The following is a 20,334-nucleotide window of genomic DNA, read 5'->3' as shown; positions in this document are numbered from 1 at the left end:
CGAGTTAATTTGTAAAGAATTGAAGGATTGTATTTTTTACCAAATCGGGCATTTCTAACGGAATCATATGTCCGCAGTTTTTTAAGATGGTAATGGTCGCTTTGGAAAAGTACTTTTGTGTTTCTTTTACGTCTGAAATATTTACCAACGCATCTTCTTTTGACGCAATAATGTGAACTTTTGCTCGAATTTTTGATAGTTTTTGGTGTAAATCTACGCGTTGTGAAGTGGCTTTCAATTGTCTGATTAACACTTCTTTTCCTAAATCCGCATCCATGTCTTTTATCACTTGAATCAACTCGGTATTTTGATGATTTTTTGGATGTAAAAACTGCAATGCTCTTGCGGTAGAAATCCCTTTGTAGTTATGAGTTTCCAAGAAATCAATCGTGCTTTTTCGCAGTTGTAATTCTTTTGCAGCTAAACCATTTGCAGAAGCGGCAATGCTAATCATTTTTTGAATCCGATTAGGATGCGAAACTGCAAAATGCATCATTGCGTACGCGCCCATCGAGAATGCTACAACACATGCGTTTTCTTCTAATGTTGTTTCCAGCAAATCGTCTATTGCTGAAAAGGAAGTTGCCGAAGTTGTGTCTATAAAAATACAATCAAATTGTGGCAAATCTGCACATACAAATTCCCACAATAGTGGTGTACACATGGTTCCCGAAAGGAAATAGAGTTTTTGTTTTTTCATACTGTAAAAGTAAAAACGTACACTCAAAATTGCTAAGTGTACGTTTTTGTAATATTATTTCGTTATGCTAAACTTGATTGAGCATTCCGAAATTATTATATTCTTTTGTGATCTTGAATCAAGTTCAAGATGACGTCTGAATTTGAAAAACTAAATTTATAAACTAGTAAACTTTTCAACTCACTTATTCTATAATTAATTCTGTAGCACTTTTTCCACCATTTCCAGAAATTTCAATAGTATAGGTACCTTTTGGCAAGTAATACGCACCATTTTTCTTTTTAGGAATAGCCGCATCTTTCTTTTTGTCTAAGTACTTTTTTCGTCCTTTTTCAGTGACACTCAAGTCATAATTCCAAGTATTGAATCCAGCATCCGCGGTAATTTTATCTTCTTGTAAAACAACATCATTCGCCATCACTTTTACGGTAAAAGTTCCTGCCTTTTTCGCATGGAAATAGATTTCTTTTTCAGGCACACGTGCTTCTAACCATTTGCTCCACGTAGATCCCCAAGATGAACGATAACGTTCGCTTTTAGTGGCAAATACATGAACGTCTTTTGCTTTTATAGTTTCATCAATTTCTTGTAAAACGGCAATATTTGCTTTGTATATAGAACGTCCGTGTGTTCCTATCAATAAATCTTTTGCTTGTTTTTGCACCACAATATCATGCACTGCAACATTTGGTAACCCTTTGTGAAACGGTTGCCATGTTTTCCCCATATCTAACGAAGCGTATGCACCATTATCTGTACCAACATAGAGTATATTTTCGTTTGCTGGATCTTCTCGAATCACGTTTACTGGCGAATCTGGAATTCCGTTTGCAATGTTTTTCCACGTTTGTCCATAATTGTCAGACATGTACACATAACTTGTAAAATCGTCCCAACGGTAACCGTTTAGTGTTGCATATACACGTTCTTTTTTGTGTGAAGATGCAATCACGCGAGAAACCCATAAATCTCTTGGTAAACCATTTGAAATTTTTTGCCAATCGCCGCCACCATTTTTGGTAACGTGAAGCAATCCATCGTCACTTCCAACATAAATTAGTCCAAATTGAAAAGGCGATTCCGAAATGCTCGTCAACGTTCCATAAGCTACATTTCCTTTCTTTCCGCCTTGCGTTACATCGTTAGAAATGGTTTCCCAAGTATCTCCTTTGTCAAGCGATCGGTGCAATTTGTTTCCTCCAAAATATAGAATATCTTGATTGTGAACTGATAAGTGAATTGGCGTTTGCCAGTTGAATCGATAAGGCGATTCTCCTAGTTCGTGTTTTGGCTGAATGTATTGACGATCACCAGTTTCACGATTCAATCGGAAGTAATTTCCAAATTGATATCCTGTATATACAATGTTCGGATTTCGATTGTCTACTTGAATTTGCATTCCATCTCCACCCATAATTCGCTTGTACGGATATTCGCCTTCTTCATGCCATTTCACAGACGCTTTGTAACTGTTTGGACCAACCCAAACACCATTGTCTTGCAATCCGCCGTATACTTTATACGGTCGTTGTTCGTCAGCATAAATCGCATAAAACTGTCCCACAGAAGGTGTATTGCATTTGATCCAATTGTCGCCATTGTCATAAGAAATATTGACTCCACCATCATTTCCGTTCACCAAATGATTTGGATTATTCGGATTGATCCAAAGTGCATGATGATCGGCGTGTACGTTTTGTCCATTGATGGATTTGAATGTTTTTCCGCCATCTTGCGAACGTATAATTGGAACACCTGCAATGTAAATTTGATCAGGATTTTTTGGGCTTACGCGAATCATTCCGAAGTAATATCCATAGGAATATACCAAATCATCTAAATAATCATCATGTGTTTTTTTCCACGATTTTCCGCCGTTTATCGTTTTGAAAACTTGTGCACCAATTACGGGCGTATCAAATAATAATGAATTTGCGTTTTCTAGATATTTTGACAAATCAATTGGTTTGATGGTTCCGCTTCTGACCAATTGTTTTACGTTTTCAGCTCTGTATTTTTCTTGAAAACCGTTTGTTTTTAGGTATGTGTTTAATTCTTTATCTGTAAGATTTAAAAAGGTTTGTGACGACATCGTTTTAAAATCATCTTTCGTCAATGCTTTGGAATCACTTTTCTTTTTTTCTTTTGTTTCACGTCTAAATTGACTGTCGTGAAATGCATAAACAGTATTTTCATCGTAAACTGCCAATCCAATTCGTCCCACGCCTTCTCCTTCTGGAAATCCTGAATTGTCACTTATTTTTTTCCATGTATTTCCTGCATCTGTACTTTTGAAGATTGCCGAATTGTTTCCATTTCCAACAAAATTCCACGCTTTACGATCGCGTTCCCAAGAAGCCGCATATTGAATGTTGAAATTATTTGGAGAAACTGCAATGTCTACAATTCCTGTTTCATTGTTTACAAACAATGTTTTGTTCCATGTGTTTCCGCCGTCAGTTGTTTTGAAAATTCCACGTTCTGCATTTGGCGAATATAAATGTCCCAACACAGCTACCAACAATTCATTGCTGTTATTCGGATTGATTAAAATTCGGCTGATATGATGCGAATCGAGCAATCCTTTGTTTTCCCAATTTTTTCCATTGTCGGTACTTTTTAGAATTCCGATTCCTGCATACGACGAACGCGAAGAGTTATTTTCTCCTGTTCCGACCCAAATGGTATTTGTTTTCCAATCGATAGCAATATCGCCAATGTTTTGCGTTGGCGAACTGTCTAAAACTGGTGTAAATGTCGTTCCGTTATTGTTTGTGTGCCACAATCCACCTGAAGCATACGCAACGTAAAATTCGGTCGTATTGTTAGGATTCACGTCAACATCTACTACACGACCACTCATAATTGTAGGTCCAATATTGGTAAATTTGATATTTTTTACGGTAGAATTTTGTGTAAGTTTTGCTTTTTGATTTAACGCTTCTTGCACTGTTGAAGCAGAAGTTGCAGTGCTTTGCGCGAAGCTAAATTGTGCTATAAAAAGAAATAATACGGATAGTAGAATTTTAGGTTTCATGGTTGGTTTTGGTTTAGACTTTCAAAGTACTTAATGTTGTAAACTTGGCAAAATTTTGATGGTTTTTTTAACAAATTAAAGAAAGATGGTATTGAAAATGTGAAAACCCATTGTGTGGTTTTGACTTTGCACAAGATAATTGTAGTTTAGAAGAAATAACAGGAATTCTTGTGATACATTAAAAATGAAATTTTTTCAGATGAAAACATCGATTCGCTAACCAAAAGTGTGACGGAATTGAAGAATATTGGAACCAAAATTGGAACAAGTGTTGGACAACAAGAATTGACAAATATTTTAGCGTCAGCCATACAAAAAGATGCTCAACTTTTCAGAAAATACGTTTCAACTAATGAACTTTTTGGTGGCGCTGGTGCATTATGGGAATTTGAGTGCAGAGACACCAAACTACAATCCGAATTCAAAAATAAATTCAATAAATTTTGCCATGATTTAATCAATATTGGGATTAAAAATCGTAGAATAGAACAAGTAATGAGTTATACAAAAGACAGTTGACGACAATTATGACAAAACAAATTCAATCTATAATTTTCATATTAACCGTGACTTGTATCTTTAGTTGTACAGATAAGAAAAATGGAGTTAATATAGCAAAGTCAAAGATTGAGATTGACACCATTCAAGTTAAAAATTTCCTTAAAGATCCTCGTAACAATTTGGCAATTAACAAACTTGATTACGAAACGGAATGTACGCCTAGCGAAACTAAAAATCCTACTGACGTAAAAGTAATATCAAGAAAGTATTATGACTGTAAATATATTTATAAAGGGGAAAAAATAGCGGAAATGAAATCCTCTATCTTCAAAACGGATTCAACTTGGACTTTTGGAACAAATGGATTCGAAATACATCACTTTGAAAGTGACCAAGAATTTTTCCCTCTTAAAAACGGATTAAGTATTGGCTCGACTGTTGAAGATTTTCAGCATTTATTCGGAATGCCCAAAAAGCTAATGAATACATATTTATACAATTTCGAATTTGAATTATTTTCAAGTAAGTTAATTTTGGAATATGATAAGAATATGGTAACAAAAATAACAGTAATTAACACTAGACATTAGTAATTGCCTCTGGAAGTTGCATAGAGAAGAATTAAAAATAGAATCAGGTTTGACAAAGCTTTGCAACTTGATTGACAAAAAATCTGTGCATAACTACGTTACCATCAATTAAACAACTCAAAATGAAACTGAACTGCAAAAAATGTGGAAATGAAATCTACCTACTTCATCTAACGGAAGAACAGAAATTTGAAATTTGGGGAATGGTTAAACAAGATTTAAAATTGTTTGCAATCAAGAAAATTGTTGATGATTTCGGATTAAGTCATAAAGAGGCAAAAATTATCGTTTCTCACATAAATCCTGATTATGGCACATGTAATCGTTGTGAAAATGATGAATTAGACTCGGAAAATATTGAATGTATTAAGTGTGGAGCGTTTAATTTTAACTTCAAAGAACCCGTTTTCAATAGCGAATTTTGTTCACATTTAGAATATAAGCTAGATTTTGACAGCTTAGGTATGGAAAACGTGGTAGGATATTGGTGTGACGGAGTTGATTGTTATCCATACGATTTAAAAAGTTTGTCCAAAGAACGCATCAAAAAAGATAAGATGATAGTGACTCGTGCTTGGATCGGAAAAGGCGGGCAAGGAATTTATGAAATGAACATAAAATTCGGAAAACAATCTATAAACAACTATATAAACGGATTAAGTTTAATTGATTGTATACCTGACGGAGCGCACAAAACGTGGATTAAAATAGAACCAGAAAAGAATAAAATTCAAATATCACTGAAATAATAATATGGCGTACATACAACTAAAAAAGCTTATTTTTAACCTTGTATTTTTGTAACCATGAATAATTCCACCACAAATTTCGAATCGTATCTAAAAACCTTCATTCAAGATACTGCTTTGGAAGATCAAATTCCTGCAATTTTGGAAACATTCAAACATGTACATGTGAAAAAGAATACATTTTTTGTGGAAGAAGGTAAAGTTTGTCAATATTTCTGTTTTATTGAAAGCGGTATTTTACAACATCATATTTTGGTAGCAGGCGAAGAAAAAACAACCTATCTCGCTTTAAAAAATTCTGCCACAGCCGCATTGAAAAGTTTTATGCATCAAATTCCATCACGTAAAAATATCAAAGCGATTAGTGATTGCGATTTGTTTGTGATTGATCAAAAAAACTTTCAACATTTGCTAAAAACCAACGAAGCTTTTCATCGTTTTTATTACAATTTAATAGAAAATCAAATCTACAGAATTGACGATTACAGAATTGATTTATTGACCTTATCTCCCGAAGAACGGTACAAAAAATTACTTGCCAACGAACCAAAATTACTCAAAGAAGTTCCACTGCGCTATTTGGCTTCCTTTTTAGGAATCTCCTCGCGACATATGAGCCGTATTCGGAAGAATGTAGTTTTGTGAATTAGGTATTGGGTCTTTGGGTGTTGGGTTTTTGGCAAATAAATTGACAAACTAACATCATTATCAAATCGTTACAACTTCAAATTATTACAGGAACATGTGGTTTCAATCGCTTATTTTTATATTTTTACCATCGAGTTTAAAAATCACGTTATAAACTCACTATTTCTGCCTCGATTTTATTGTATTATAACAACACATCCGCTATGAAAAAATTAGTACTTTTCTTCGTATTGCTAAGTGCAATCGTAAGTTATGGGCAACCACTCAACAAAAATGTTTCCAACCAATTGTACAAAGACGCACCTGAATGGGCAAAATTAATGTACAGCGAACATCCAAATGTGAATACGATTGATAACTTATATCGATTGTATTATGAAACACATGCTTATGAAAAATCATTTCATACACAATATTATAAAAGATGGCGCAGAGCAATTGATCCGTATGTAAATAAGGAAGGTTTTTACGATCATACCAAAAAATTACAAGCTATTGAAGCCGCACGAAATTTAACGAATTCTCAAAATTCCAACTCAGAAATGGGCAATTGGTCTGTTATTGGACCTTTTGAAAGTTACCGAGAAGGTGGCACAGTTTTAAGTGGCGCACAAACCAATGTATACAGTATTGGCAGATGTCAAACTGTTCCGAATACCTTATACTGCGGAACAGAATCAGGCGAAATTTACAAAACAACGAATGGTGGCGATAATTGGACAAATGTTTCTAAAACCTTAGTGACATCGTTAGCGCCGCAAGCCGTAATTGCAAATTCAGGTGTGAGTGCTATTGCAGTACATCCTACAAATCCTGACATTGTGTATGCAGGTTCAGGAACGGAAATATTTAAGACAACAAATGGCGGAACCTCATGGACTGTCGTTTTTGATAGTAATATTACGATATTTGGTTACCGCGTAAATCCTGCGGAAATATTTATCAATCCGAATAATCCAAGTATTGTATTATTAGCTGGAGAAGAAGGCATTTACAGAAGTATTGATGATGGCGCTACTTGGAATAGAGTCGTTGTAAATGAAAGCTTTGATATAAAAGCACAACCTGGAAATCCAAATACATTATATGCCGTACGAGAAAATCCTACGACGAATAGACACGAATTTTTAAAGTCTACAGATGGAGGTTTTATTTGGTTGGTTCAATCTACTGGTTGGTACAATTCAACAGATCCAAACAGAAGTGTGGAAGGTGCACGACTTGCCGTTAGTGATGCAAATCCTAATAGAGTGTACGCGTTTTTAATTGGAGATTCGAAAGCAGGCGACAATGGTTTTATTGGCGTGTACAGAAGTGACGACGCTGGTGTTTCATGGACAAATACCATGGGATATGATGGTGCGCCATACACAGCAACACATCCAAATTTATTAAATTCTGATACCTCAGCAACAGGTTTCAATCAAGGGTTTTACAACTGCGCTGCGATGGCTTCCAACTCCAATGCTGATCAAATTTTAGTTGGTGGAATTGGCATGTGGCGATCCAATGATGGCGGACAAACCTTTACGTGTATTTATAATTATGGTTGCGGAACGTACAATCCGATGCACGTAGACATGCAAGATTTTAGAGCGTTTGGAAATGAATATTGGGCAACAACTGACGGCGGAATTTTTAAATCGAATGATTTATTTGCTTCACAACCAGAATTTAAAATGAATGGCGTTCATGGAACAGATTTTTGGGGATTTGGCTCAGGCTGGAATCGTGATTTATTGGTTGGTGGAACGTTTCACAATGGTGTAGATGTATATTCTGAAGGATTTCCTTTTGGCGTATTTTTAGATCTAGGTGGTGGCGAACCAGCTTCAGGATATGTAAATCCAGGAACTGAACAAATTTATTCTACCAATATTGGAAGCCGTTTTATTCCAAATACAATAAGCGGTGCCGTGTTGAATGCTTCCATGGGATTGGCACCAACCGAAGAACCTTGGTTTGCACAATCGTCCGAAATGGAATTTCATCCAAGCTGTTACAATCAAGTATATTTAGGGAATTCAAATCAATTATTTAAAAGTGAAGATGCTGGCGCAAGTTATGAAGCCATTTATACAGCTCCTGCAAGTAGTACTGTTTTAGGAATTGAGATTTCGCGCACAAATACAGACACGATGTATATTGTTGTACGTCCAAATACTGGAAATGCATACCTTGTAAAAACTACAGACAATTGGGCAACAACAAGTACAATTACTTTACCAAGCGGCGATGGAAGTTTGGCATTAATTAGTTTAGATCCTGAAAACGATCAAACGATTTGGTTGGCATATCCACGTGGAAATAATGGTGCGAAAGTATTCAAAAGTACTAATGGAGGAACTTTCTGGTCAAACGAAACTTCTAGTGAGTTAAACGGACAAAACATTCAAGTATTAACTACTATTGGTGGAACTGACGGTGGCGTGTATGTTGCCACAAGCATGTCGGTTTATTATAAAAACAACACCATGACTTCATGGACATTGGATAATGCAAACTTACCAACAACCATTGGTGCCAACGATTTACGCCCTTTTTACAGAGATGGAAAAATACGTTTGGCAAGTTATGGAAAAGGCATCTGGGAAAGCAATTTATTTGAAACACCTTCACGACCTGTGGCAAAAATTATGGTTGATAAATTAACCGCAACATGCGCTGGAGATATTTTCTATTTTGATGATTATTCGATGTTAAATCATACCAACGCAACATGGTCTTGGACCTTTGAGAATGGAAATATTGCCACTTCATCTTTGAGAAATCCGCAAGTAACGTTTACCACAACTGGAACACATACGGTAACATTAACGGTCACCAATGCTGCTGGCGTTTCTGCTACGGATACAATTACAGTAAATGTAGAAGCATTGACAAATACAAATTTAGAAGAAGATTTTGAAGTGGCGTTTGTACCTAACGGTTGGACACAAGCTGGCACTGGAAATTACACATGGACATATGAAAATACTGTTGGTGGTTTTGGACAAAGTACCAATTCCATGTATGTAAATAATTATGTAATTTCTCAGGTTGGGACACATTGCGATATTATTGCGCCACTAAATATGGTAAATACAGCTGTCGCAGATGCTACACTGACTTTTGATGTAGCGTATGCGTTGTATTCTGGCGCGTATGAAGATGGTTTGGAAGTAGAAATTTCAACCGATTGTGGCATGACATGGACAAATGTATATAGCAAATATGGAAGCGTTCTGGCAACAGCTCCAAATACTACGGCTCAGTTTGTACCAACGGCTACACAATGGCGCGAAGAATCAATTGATTTGTCAGCCTATATTGGCAATGAAAACGTTCAAGTAAAGTTTAGAAATGTCAATGCATACGGACAAGCGTTGTATGTTGATAATATTAATTTGGGACGCGTATTAAGTGTAAATGAAGTTGCGTCGAGCGCGATTACATTCTACCCAAATCCTGTGAAGAATAATGCGAATGTTTTTGTTAAAAGTACAAAGAACGAAGACTTGAAATTTTCACTATATAACATTCAAGGAAAATTGATCGGAACTGTTTTTACACAAACCAACAAGGCGATTCCAACACAACAATGGAACTTAAGCGCTGGCGTGTATTTATACAATATTCGATTGAATGATAAAATTAAAAAAGGAAAGTTAATTGTGTATTAATCGGCACTTTTTGTCATTCCTGCGAAGGAAAGAATCGATACGTTTTTAAAGTGGATTCTGAAACAAACGCAGAATGAAAATTTTAGTATTTTTTAAATAAGAACTATTTGTTTACAGTTTATTTTCAAATCAAAAAATCATTATATTTTATATTAAAAAAATCACACATTAGAAAAAACGCCATTTGGCTACACAATTCCTCTTTTGTTTGATTATTTTTGAAACAAATCCATTAAAATTACCAAAATGAAATACCATCCAATAGATCGCAACCTGTTTATTAAAAATAGAAAGAATTTCATGGCACAGATGAAACCGAGTAGTTTGGCTGTGTTCAATTCGAATGATATTTATCCAATTAGCGCAGACAGCACGATGCCATTTGAGCAACATAGAGATATTTTCTATTTAAGCGGTGTAGATCAGGAAGAAAGTATTTTGGTATTATTTCCCGATTGTCCGAAAGAGAAACACAGAGAAATTTTATTCTTAAAAGAAACCAACGAACATATTGCGGTTTGGGAAGGTGAAAAATTGACCAAAGAAGCAGCCTTAGCAACTTCTGGAATTAAAACGGTGTATTGGTTGCAAGATTTGGAAAAAATCATGTTTGAAATCATGACGCAATGCGATACGGTATACATTAACACCAACGAACATTATCGCGCCAATGTAGAAACGGAAACACGTGAAGATCGTTTCACAAAATGGTTAAAAGACAAATATCCAGCACATAGTGTGGCAAAAAGTAATCCTATTTTACAACGCTTGCGTTCCGTGAAAGATCCTATTGAATTAGATTTGATGCAACAAGCTTGTGATATTACAAATAAAGGTTTCCGCAGATTGCTTAATTTTGTAAAACCTGGCGTGTGGGAATATGAAATTGAAGCCGAATTGATTCATGAATTTCTAAGAAATCGTTCAAAGAAATTTGCCTACACACCAATTGTCGCAGCAGGAAACAACGCAAACGTATTGCATTACATCGAAAACAATCAACAATGCAAAGCTGGCGACTTAATTTTGTTAGATGTCGGAGCCGAATACGCCAATTACGCAAGTGATATGACACGTACCATTCCCGTTTCAGGACGTTTTTCTGAACGACAAAAAGCTGTATACAACGCTGTAAATCGTGTAAAAGATGAAGCTACAAAAATGTTAGTTCCAGGAACCGATTGGGCAGCATATCATGTAGAAGTTGGAAAATTGATGACTTCTGAATTGTTAGGTTTAGGGTTGCTAGACAAAGCCGATGTACAAAACGAAGATCCAGATTGGCCAGCGTATAAAAAATATTTCATGCATGGCACTTCACATCATATTGGGTTAGATACACATGATTATGGAATTTTAACGGAACCAATGCAAGCCAACATGGTTTTTACGGTAGAACCCGGAATTTACATTCCAGAGGAAGGTTTCGGAATTCGTTTGGAAGATGATGTTGTCATTCAACCAACTGGCGAACCATTTAACTTAATGCGTGATATTCCTATTGAAGCTGACGAAATTGAAGATTTGATGAATCAGTAAGTTGGGTCTTGGGTCTTGGGTCTTGGGTCTTGGGTCTTGGGTCTTAAAAAGTATTTTTCTTGATTTAAAATTCATCATTCGATATTTGGAATTCGTAAAGTTGTTGAGTTGAAAGACATATTTGAAATTGAACCACACATTTAAACTTCATCATTCGTTATTCCTTGTTCGATATTCGTTATTCGATATTTGTTATTCGATATTCTGTATTCGTAAATTTGTTGAGTTGGAGGACATATTTAAAATCGAAGTACACATTTGAACTTCATCATTCATTATTCGATATTTGTTATTTGTCAATTCATGGAGTAGTTGAGTTGAAAGACATATTTGAAATTGAACCACACTTTTAAACTTCAAAATTCGTTATTCCTTGTTCGTTATTCGATATTTATTATTTATCAATTCGAAATACAGCACAACTCAATACTAACTTCTCAATACGCAATACTATTTGAACGCTAACCAATAGATTCTGTGAACATTAACAGGTAATTATTACGAAAAAAGAGTTATTTTTGTTAGAATTAACTTTTTACCAACTATGAAAAAAAAATTACTATTCCTTACCTTTTTTTGTATTGCCTTTTTATCTTTTGGTCAACAACATTGCGGACAAGAAATTGTACAACAACAATTGTTTGCAGCACATCCTGAAGCGCGTCCTGAAAACAATCAAGCTTTTGGAGATTTGGAACGTTTTACGGAAAACTTTCAAGCAAGTCCATCAATGGGCGAAGATTTTACAGGTGTTGAAGGGTTAACCATCGGAACCGATTATATTATTCCTGTGGTTGTTCATATTATCCATAATAATGGTGTCGAAAATATTTCTGATGCAGCTGTAGAAAGAGCGATAGAATCATTGAATATTTTCTTTGCAGGAAATTCCGCTTTTGATCCTAATATTGATCCTAGCTTTTTACCTGTCCGAGGTGCTTTTGATACTAAAAAATTACGATTTGTTCTAGCAAAGTTTGATCCGCAAGGAAATCCAACAAACGGAATCGACAGACAAGTTGATGCTTTTTACACCTTACGTGGAAACAATCCTAACATGCGACAAATATACCATTGGCCACGTGAAAATTATTTCAATATTTACGTAGTGCGTCAAGCAATTGATGGAAGCGGAACGTCTGGTTTTGCAACATTTCCACCAAGTGTAGATGGTCCTTCACTTGCCTATTTAGACGGACATGTGATGTCTGCTTGGGCTTTTGGAGAACATGACGAAATGTGGCAAACTTGGTATCATAATTTATCACATGAAGTTGGACATTGGCTCAACGTGTATCACATTTGGGCAAATGCAGGTGGAAACGGAAACAGTATATATTGTAACCAAGATGATAGCGTAACCGATACACCAAATACATTAGGGAATACCATTAGAGATTTAGACGATTATCTTGGTCCTGGAAGTGTTACAAATTGTGGAACCGTAGACAATTTGACCAACATGATGGATTATACAGGCGCAACCTATGCTATGTTTACACAAGGACAAAAAGTGCGTATGGAAGCGGCATTAAATTCTACCGTTGCCGATCGAAATAACTTATGGTCTGTTGACAATGTACTGACAACTTTATATGGCTGTACTTCTGGATTAGACACCGATTTAGACAATATTCCTGATGCGTGTGACGACTGTCCAAATGATCCAAATAACGATAGTGATGGCGATGGCGTTTGCGATAGTCTTGATATGTGTAATGGATATCCTGATGTAAATTTAGACTTAAATCCAAACCAAAATGACGCGTGCGATACGTTGATTCCTATTATTGATTTTAGTACAGAAACAATTTTGAGCTATGATGCAGCACAAGATAATGGAGTGTCAACCGTGTACGATAATGGAGCTACTTTACATTTATCGGTTAATGCATGGAAAGCTGTTGAGATTAATTATACAATTACGGCAGATACCGTTCTTGAATTTGATTTTATGAGTACAATTGACGGCGAATTACATCTTATCGGAATTGACAACGATTTAACACTTGATCCAGAACTTGCATACAAGTTATACGGTTTTCAACCAATTCCGCCAAATGCTGCATATACGCTTGATTTTAATACGTATACTGACGGAGAGCGCTATACGTACAAACATTACACCATTCCAATTGGACAATTGTATACAGGAAATGCACAGTATTTATTCTTTTCAGCAGACAACGATTTGTTTAATGAAACATGGACTTCTGGTGATAATTACCCTGGTGGCGGAAGTTATAACGACGGAACTTCGTTTTATAGAAATGTAAAAATCTATGAAAACTCCGTGTTAGCTACTCAAGAATTTCCAAATTTGAGCTCATTGATTTCTATGTATCCAAATCCTGCTCAGAACGAAATTACGATTGCTTCTACTAGTGGAACTGTGCTAGAAAGTATTGCTATTGTTGATATAAATGGGAAGGCTGTTAAAACAGTAACATTGAAAAATCAAGTTCAAAATACTGTTGCTATTGACGATTTGGCAAGTGGCGTGTATTTCGTAAACATCCAATCTAACAAAGGAGAAAAGGCAACCAAAAAGCTGATTAAACTATAATAACAACTACATACACGTTAAAACTTGTAACTTTTAGTGATAAACTTACTATAGTTACAAGTTTTTTAGTTTTATATTTATAGTCAATCAATCAACTGGTAATTTCTTTTATGAAGTCAAGACAACGCGCTACATATTTAATAATCCTGTTTTACTTAGCGTTTTTTTCTATAGGTTTTTCACAAGAATATGTGTTTAAAAACTTTGACACACAACAAGGATTACCGAGTTCGGAAGTATACAATTGTTTTCAGGATGCGAAAGGTAAAATTTGGTTTTTAACCGATCGTGGATTGTCGATGTACGATAGTTATTCATTTCAAAATTTTTCTACCAAAGATGGTTTGCTTGATAATACCTTGATGAATTTTCACAAAGTATCTGACAGTTTGGTGTGGATTTCAAGTTTGAGCAATCAACTGGTTTTGATGAATACCAATTCCGTTACGTTTCAGCCATATCTATATAATGACAACATCAAAGCGGCTTCGTTAAAGATGGAATCAAGCAATACCAATTTTAATAATTTTATAGTTTATCCGGATCAATCCTTATTTGCAGGAATGACCATGTTGAGAAAAATTGAAATTGATCGTGACGGAACGGTTGCTCCACAGGAAAAAATTGAAATTTCAAAACAAACCAATTACATTCACTTTTATGCGTCTCCAAAAGGTGTTGTAAAAGCGTATAAAGGCACAAAACACGATACACTTTCTTTAAAAAATCATGAATATATAAGAGTTAAAAGTTTTAATACTGTACGTTTTAGTGCTGCAAAAATTAATGATGAACTAAGTGTCATTGGTGAGAAAGATTCTTTGTTTCTTTATAAAAACGGTAAAATTTTCGAAAAGAAGTTTCACAAAAATCGAATTCTAAATATTGGTCAATTTTACGACAATCAATTTTGGGTAAGTTACATTGGCGCTGGTGTAGATGTGTTTGATGAAAACGGAAATTTTGTCAAGCACTTTTTAGGGAAAGAATCAATTAGTTCTCTTTTAATTGATCATCAGCAATCGTTATGGGCAACGTCATTAACTTCTGGTGTGTATTATTGTAAAAATCCAAACTTAACTTTTCATAAAACCAGTCCTGCAAATCATATTCACTCATTAGTCACAAAACAAAATACATTGTATGTAGGAACATTTGATGGTCATATTTTTCAACGCAAAGGTGATTCGCTTGTTTCTGTGTACAATTCAGGCAGTAATCTTCCCATATCGCTTTCGGCAAATAATATCATTGAAGATGTCATTTTTAACAATAACAATAGTACGTACACACTGTTTGGCAAGAAGTTTATAAAGCAAGAATATGTGCGTGGTTTTTCGGATGACGTGCACGATTCGTTATATATTTTTGGAGGCAATCCGTTTGTGTATAGAATGACAGAAAATAAAATTACACCTTCAATTATTGAGCAATCTAATATTTTAAAAGTGCGCATGACTTTTGATTTGCAATTGTTTGAAGACAAACTGCTTGTTGGAAAAAATGATGGACTTTATGTTGACGCAACTGCCTCATCAAGTTTGTATGAAGGTCGTGTTAATGATATTGACCGTTTTCAGGATGACTTTGTAATTGCAACCGCAGAAAAAGGCGTCGTATTTTTTAAAAATTACAAACCGATTCTTGAAGTTACTGATAAAAATGGCTTGTATAGCAATCAGATTACCGAACTTTTGGTGGAAAATGATTCCGTAGTTTGGGCATGTTCTAATGTTGGTGTAAATAAAATTGAAATTGCCAATGATAGTATTGTTGCCATTTCAGGATTATCACATGCGGAAGATTTGGGCATCGAAGTCAATGACGTTCAAATAATACGAGATACACTTTGGATTGGGACAAAAAAAGGATTGTATTCCTATCCTACAAAAAAGAGTACCAACGTTCATAAAAACAAGTTACCATTCTTTACACTTGAAGAAATTACCGTTAACAATGAAGAACGCTCCAAACATGATTTAAAACAACTCTCATACGATGAAAACGCAATTTTTATTCGGTACAATTGCATTGCTTTCAACAACAGTGCGAACTTAGCATACCGTTATAAATTTGAAAATCAGGATTGGATTTATACCAAAAATCGCGAAATCCGATTGAATAATGTTCCTGCCATCAATACAAATTTTATCATTCAAGCACGCGAAGGTTCTAATGCGTGGAATACGGCTAATCAACTGATACTTCCCATTCAGATTACACCTGCATTTTGGACAACTTGGTGGTTTAAATTGCTCATGGCAATTGCCGTTGGTTTTTTAATTTATACATTCTTTAAAATTCGTGTGTTAACTTATAATAAAGATATTGTTAGAGGTTTGCTCATGTCCGTTTTCAATAAAATAAAAACAGAGAAGCTTGTTATTACTATTAAAAGCGATGGAAAACATGTAAAACTGTTTAGTGATGCTATTTTATATGTACAATCGTCAGGAAACTATATTGAAATCTTTACCAACGAAAAATCATTTGTAACACGTGATACGATAAAATCTTTTCACAAAATGTTGCCTGATAAAATAAATTACTTGCAAATTCATCGTTCGTATTTGGTTCGACTTGATAAAATAAGCGCGCATAACTATACATCTGTAACGATCAACGAGCTTTCGATCCCTATAGGAAAGACGTATCAAAAAGAAGTTCACAAAATACTTCTCAAGTAACGAATTCCATTCTTCACTTTTTTAGCTCCATTCGTCCCTTTGCATTGTCGATATTGATGTTGCGAACGATTCCGCATATATATTTGCCAAAAAAACGAACACAAATTTACAATGAGAAAACCTGTATTACTTTTAGCGATGCTTGCTATTTTTTGTTCTTCATGCACCTCAGACAGCAACAATGAAGAAGATATGAATGATCCCGTAGATCCTATAACTGGCATGTCGGAGGCACGTATTTTTGCGTTGATATTAGATACAAATGATAACGCAAGCGTAGCAAATTATAATCATGACACGAATGTACTCTCAAATATTTTCCCTTTAAATAGTGAAGGATTTTATGAAGAAACTACCGTTTATGACGCTGCCAATAATAGAATTATGTATGCAACAGATACTGGAATTAGTACCGTAAATGTTATAAATGGTGCTATAACATCAAAACCATTTCCGTTTAACGCTGCAAATGGATATGGATTGGCGCTTCATTATGATACTTCAAACACAAAAATATATGCACTAATTTCTGATAGTGATGATAATTTTATGGTTAGTGAATATGACTTTGATAACAATACTTTATCAAATACATTTTCAATTTCAGACGATGGTGCTTTTGAAGAATCTACCGTATACGATAGTACTAATAAAAGAATTTTATATGCAACAGATACCGGAATCAATGCTGTAAATGTATTAAATGGTAGTATTACGTCAAGATCATTTCCATTTGATGCCACAGATGGTTATGTGCTTTCATTACACTACGATCATATAGAAAATAAATTTTACGTATTAGTTTTAGATACCAATGATGACTTCATCCTTGCTGAATATAATTATGACTCAAATACATTATTAAACTCATTTTCAGTTTCTGGCGAAGGCTTTTACCCTGAAACTGCTGTTTACAATGTTGCAGAAAAGAAAATTATCTACGCAAATGACACAGGAATTGACGCCGTAAATGTTTTAGATGGTAGTGTAACATCAAAACCGTTTCCATTTGCTACAGCTAATGGATATTCTCTTTCGTTACTATACGGAGTAACTCAATAAATACAATTACTACGATTTAGACATATCATTTAATACACACCATAAAATGAAAAAAATAACACAAATATGTACAATCATTCTTATTGCTTTTTTTCTTTCATGCACCTCAGACAGCAACAATGAAGAAGATATGAATGATCCTGTTGATCCTTCTACAGAACTACTTCTTAAGAGAACCGTAACACAAGATGATAGTGGCGATGATTATATTATTAATTACTTATATAATGGAAATAAACTTATAGGTTACAATGAATCAGATACTTTTAACGTAACCTATACTTATGAAAATGAACTGTTGGTACGAATAGACGCATACATCGGAAATATTCAAGAAACGTATACTACGATAACATATGGCGCCGATAATATTTTAACAGAATATACAATATACTATGTTTTAGGAAATGTTGATTCAGCTACCAGACATGTGCTTACATATTTACCTAATAATCAAATTAGCACAAAATCATACAGAGGAACTCATTCAACACAAAATGTTTACATTAGTGAAAGCATTGATACTTTTTCTAATGGAAATTGGACAAAAAGATTTTCTGTAGATTATGGTGACGAAGAAGTATTTTTATATGATACCAAAAACGGAACATTAAAAAATATACATCTGGCTTTTATCTTTCAACTTTTAGGTGAGCCTGGAGAAGGTGCTACAAATAATCCTGTTGCGTTATATAACGGTGAAACACGATTAGAATATGTGTACAACGCCAACGATTATCCAGTAAGTTCTTTAGGATATGAAGAAGGCAATAACCTTCCTGTAACGTCTACACAATATTTTTACGAATAATAGTTAGTTTGTGTTTCCCCAAATATAAAAAAGCACGCCGAAAAGCGTGCTTTTTCACTATCAATCATGAAAAAAAAGTAGTCATTACTCTACTACCAACGTATATTGCGGTGTTGGATTTAGGGGGCAAAAGTATACATATGTACCTTTTGTAAGCGTTACTTCTTTGGAATGTCCTTTGGTATTATTTTTTACAACTTCTGTGACATAAGCACTTTTTATATGGTTTGCAGCGTCCGTTTTTCCTTTGGGCGCTAATACAAAACCTACATCGTGTCCAACGTCTGTATTTGCGATTTCAAAAACATAAGTTCCTTCTGAAAGTGTAATAGATTTTTGCGTGAATTCTCCCTTTGTTTGTTCTAAAGAAACGGTTTTAGCAGTTGTCTTCATCATGTTGTTTTGTGCTTGTGTAGTGATTGAAAATCCTACGAATAGTACTAAAATTGCGATTAATTTTTTCATTGTTTTTATTTTTAATACTCCTGAATTTAGTTCAAGATCTTTTGATAATTGTATGTATTTGTGATTATATAAGTTGAAATGAATTCCTGAATTCTATTCCTAAAACTCAGGAAATTCATGCTATTCTTATTTTTATATTAAATTCTTGTCACATTGAGCGCAGTCGAAATGTTATTCTGCTACAGCAGCAAACTGTCCAGCTTCAACCTTTGGGAAATCAATTTCTGTTTCTGCAATGTGGTTTACGTAGTTTGTCAATGTATTTGAAACTACATTTAAGACAATTTCTAAAACATCTCCATCATTATATCCTGCTGCTTTTACGGCTGCAATTTCTGAACCTGAAACCTGTCCTCTATTTTTAGTTACGCTTTGCGCAAATTGCAATCCAGCTTGTACTTTAGCGTCAGTTGCCAATCCTTGTCTGCTTGCTTCTGTTTGTTCTTCTGTCAATCCGTTCATTTTTCCGATTGCCGTATGTGCTGACAAACAGTAATTACAAGAATTTTCTTCTGCGATTGCTAAGGCTAATTGCTCTCTAAATTTGTTGCTAAAGTTTCCACTTGCGGTCAATTCGCCTAAACTTAAATACGATTTCAAGGTTGCTGGAGAATTTCCAAATACTTTGATCAAGTTTGGAATAAAGCCTAATTTTTTCTGAACTGCGTTAAATAATTCTTTAGAAGTTCCTGTTGTTGTTTCTGGGTTTAATGTTTCAATTCGTGTACTCATAATTTCTGTTTTTTTGTTTGTTTTTAATTTTTGCATTCACAGATTTGTCTATCTGGATATTGCTCGTCGTATTCTTGATATCCCCAACAATTTGGGCATGTAGTTATTTGTGTGTCTTTCATACTATCTGGTTTTGTTTATAACTAAATTAAAAATGGCAACTTTACTTTTTAAAAGCTTATGAAATGCGTTGCTTCATTTGAACAGTACAAAGATGCGGCGGAAAGACATGCCAGAAAATGGACAAAAGTTCCTAAGCGTTGGACAAATGGGTTTTAGACTGATTTAGAGCGTTAGATTTGCTTCGCTTTTTGATTTTTAGGCGTATTCTCATATAGATTTTGCCATTCCTGCGATCTGTACTGAACTTGATTCAGCAAAAAAGTAATCTATATTTTGATTGTAAGACAGATTCCGCATCAATAACGAATCAAGTTGAGTACAAGGTGTGGAATGACAGTGGAAAAAAATACGTTTTTAAGTACTTCTCAATACTATTTTATTTCACAAAATCACTCGAAGTGACGTTTGGGAATTTTAAATTATAAATGCTGAATTTTAAATGTAAAAGTTGTACGTCCCTGA

14 protein-coding genes are annotated in these 20,334 nt (G+C 34.7%); 10 read left to right on the top strand and 4 right to left on the bottom strand.

Translation table 11 applies throughout. The annotated features are described in order from the left end of the window. Positions 1-4 precede the first annotated feature (4 nt). Both AA089_RS14930 and AA089_RS14925 read right to left on the bottom strand, forming a co-directional pair. Complete coding sequence (locus tag AA089_RS14930; RefSeq protein ID WP_156169042.1) at positions 5-700, bottom strand: alpha/beta fold hydrolase; 696 nt, start codon at positions 698-700, stop codon at positions 5-7. A gap of 184 nt (positions 701-884) precedes the next feature. Continuing rightward, complete coding sequence (locus tag AA089_RS14925) at positions 885-3,737, bottom strand: beta propeller repeat protein (RefSeq protein ID WP_046757779.1); 2,853 nt, start codon at positions 3,735-3,737, stop codon at positions 885-887. 237 nt (positions 3,738-3,974) lie between these two features. Between AA089_RS14925 and AA089_RS14920 the strand changes: the two genes are divergently transcribed. The 10 genes from AA089_RS14920 (at position 3,975) to AA089_RS14875 (ending at position 18,552) form a co-directional block, all read left to right on the top strand. Then, entirely contained in the window at positions 3,975-4,256 is a 282-nt protein-coding gene (locus AA089_RS14920; protein WP_156169041.1) for a hypothetical protein, read from the top strand. An 8-nt stretch (positions 4,257-4,264) separates the two neighbouring features. Next, positions 4,265-4,828 carry a hypothetical protein gene (locus AA089_RS14915; RefSeq protein ID WP_046757777.1) on the top strand — a complete coding sequence of 188 codons (564 nt, stop codon included), beginning with the start codon at positions 4,265-4,267 and terminating at the stop codon, positions 4,826-4,828. Between the two features lie 122 nt (positions 4,829-4,950). Next, on the top strand, positions 4,951-5,577 hold the full coding sequence (locus AA089_RS14910; protein ID WP_046757776.1) for a hypothetical protein: 627 nt from the start codon (positions 4,951-4,953) through the stop codon (positions 5,575-5,577). 57 nt (positions 5,578-5,634) lie between these two features. Then, entirely contained in the window at positions 5,635-6,222 is a 588-nt protein-coding gene (locus AA089_RS14905; protein WP_046757775.1) for a Crp/Fnr family transcriptional regulator, read from the top strand. Between the two features lie 206 nt (positions 6,223-6,428). Next, the gene (locus tag AA089_RS14900; protein ID WP_046757774.1) at positions 6,429-9,887 is read left to right on the top strand and encodes a T9SS type A sorting domain-containing protein; all 3,459 of its coding nucleotides are present in this window, start codon (positions 6,429-6,431) and stop codon (positions 9,885-9,887) included. Between the two features lie 246 nt (positions 9,888-10,133). After that, positions 10,134-11,426: an aminopeptidase P family protein gene (locus tag AA089_RS14895; RefSeq protein WP_046757773.1), complete on the top strand. Its 1,293-nt coding sequence runs from the start codon at positions 10,134-10,136 to the stop codon at positions 11,424-11,426. A gap of 544 nt (positions 11,427-11,970) precedes the next feature. After that, positions 11,971-13,992 carry a M43 family zinc metalloprotease gene (locus AA089_RS14890; RefSeq protein WP_046757772.1) on the top strand — a complete coding sequence of 674 codons (2,022 nt, stop codon included), beginning with the start codon at positions 11,971-11,973 and terminating at the stop codon, positions 13,990-13,992. A gap of 110 nt (positions 13,993-14,102) precedes the next feature. Then, positions 14,103-16,679 (top strand): ligand-binding sensor domain-containing protein, encoded by a 2,577-nt coding sequence (locus AA089_RS14885; RefSeq protein ID WP_046757771.1) that lies wholly within the window; start codon positions 14,103-14,105, stop codon positions 16,677-16,679. A gap of 111 nt (positions 16,680-16,790) precedes the next feature. Beyond that, positions 16,791-17,741: a hypothetical protein gene (locus tag AA089_RS14880; RefSeq protein ID WP_046757770.1), complete on the top strand. Its 951-nt coding sequence runs from the start codon at positions 16,791-16,793 to the stop codon at positions 17,739-17,741. A gap of 46 nt (positions 17,742-17,787) precedes the next feature. Next, positions 17,788-18,552: a hypothetical protein gene (locus AA089_RS14875; RefSeq protein ID WP_046757769.1), complete on the top strand. Its 765-nt coding sequence runs from the start codon at positions 17,788-17,790 to the stop codon at positions 18,550-18,552. Positions 18,553-18,636: 84 nt separating this feature from the next. Here AA089_RS14875 and AA089_RS14870 read toward each other — a convergent pair whose 3' ends face one another. Beyond that, complete coding sequence (locus AA089_RS14870) at positions 18,637-19,017, bottom strand: cupredoxin domain-containing protein (protein ID WP_046757768.1); 381 nt, start codon at positions 19,015-19,017, stop codon at positions 18,637-18,639. 171 nt (positions 19,018-19,188) lie between these two features. Continuing rightward, positions 19,189-19,749 (bottom strand): carboxymuconolactone decarboxylase family protein, encoded by a 561-nt coding sequence (locus tag AA089_RS14865; RefSeq protein WP_046757818.1) that lies wholly within the window; start codon positions 19,747-19,749, stop codon positions 19,189-19,191. Positions 19,750-20,334 lie beyond the last annotated feature (585 nt).

The organism is Kordia jejudonensis (assembly GCF_001005315.1).
Lineage (GTDB): Bacteria > Bacteroidota > Bacteroidia > Flavobacteriales > Flavobacteriaceae > Kordia > Kordia jejudonensis.
This window is presented reverse-complemented; position numbering and strand designations above follow the sequence as displayed.

Excerpts from the sequence above, each read along its gene's own strand:
- AA089_RS14930 (WP_156169042.1), bottom strand. The coding sequence starts at position 700 with ATGAAAAAACAAAAACTCTATTTCCTTTCGGGAACCATGTGTACACCA.
- AA089_RS14925 (WP_046757779.1), bottom strand. The coding sequence starts at position 3,737 with ATGAAACCTAAAATTCTACTATCCGTATTATTTCTTTTTATAGCACAA.
- AA089_RS14915 (WP_046757777.1), top strand. The coding sequence starts at position 4,265 with ATGACAAAACAAATTCAATCTATAATTTTCATATTAACCGTGACTTGT.
- AA089_RS14910 (WP_046757776.1), top strand. The coding sequence starts at position 4,951 with ATGAAACTGAACTGCAAAAAATGTGGAAATGAAATCTACCTACTTCAT.
- AA089_RS14905 (WP_046757775.1), top strand. The coding sequence starts at position 5,635 with ATGAATAATTCCACCACAAATTTCGAATCGTATCTAAAAACCTTCATT.
- AA089_RS14900 (WP_046757774.1), top strand. The coding sequence starts at position 6,429 with ATGAAAAAATTAGTACTTTTCTTCGTATTGCTAAGTGCAATCGTAAGT.
- AA089_RS14895 (WP_046757773.1), top strand. The coding sequence starts at position 10,134 with ATGAAATACCATCCAATAGATCGCAACCTGTTTATTAAAAATAGAAAG.
- AA089_RS14890 (WP_046757772.1), top strand. The coding sequence starts at position 11,971 with ATGAAAAAAAAATTACTATTCCTTACCTTTTTTTGTATTGCCTTTTTA.
- AA089_RS14885 (WP_046757771.1), top strand. The coding sequence starts at position 14,103 with ATGAAGTCAAGACAACGCGCTACATATTTAATAATCCTGTTTTACTTA.
- AA089_RS14880 (WP_046757770.1), top strand. The coding sequence starts at position 16,791 with ATGAGAAAACCTGTATTACTTTTAGCGATGCTTGCTATTTTTTGTTCT.
- AA089_RS14875 (WP_046757769.1), top strand. The coding sequence starts at position 17,788 with ATGAAAAAAATAACACAAATATGTACAATCATTCTTATTGCTTTTTTT.
- AA089_RS14870 (WP_046757768.1), bottom strand. The coding sequence starts at position 19,017 with ATGAAAAAATTAATCGCAATTTTAGTACTATTCGTAGGATTTTCAATC.
- AA089_RS14865 (WP_046757818.1), bottom strand. The coding sequence starts at position 19,749 with ATGAGTACACGAATTGAAACATTAAACCCAGAAACAACAACAGGAACT.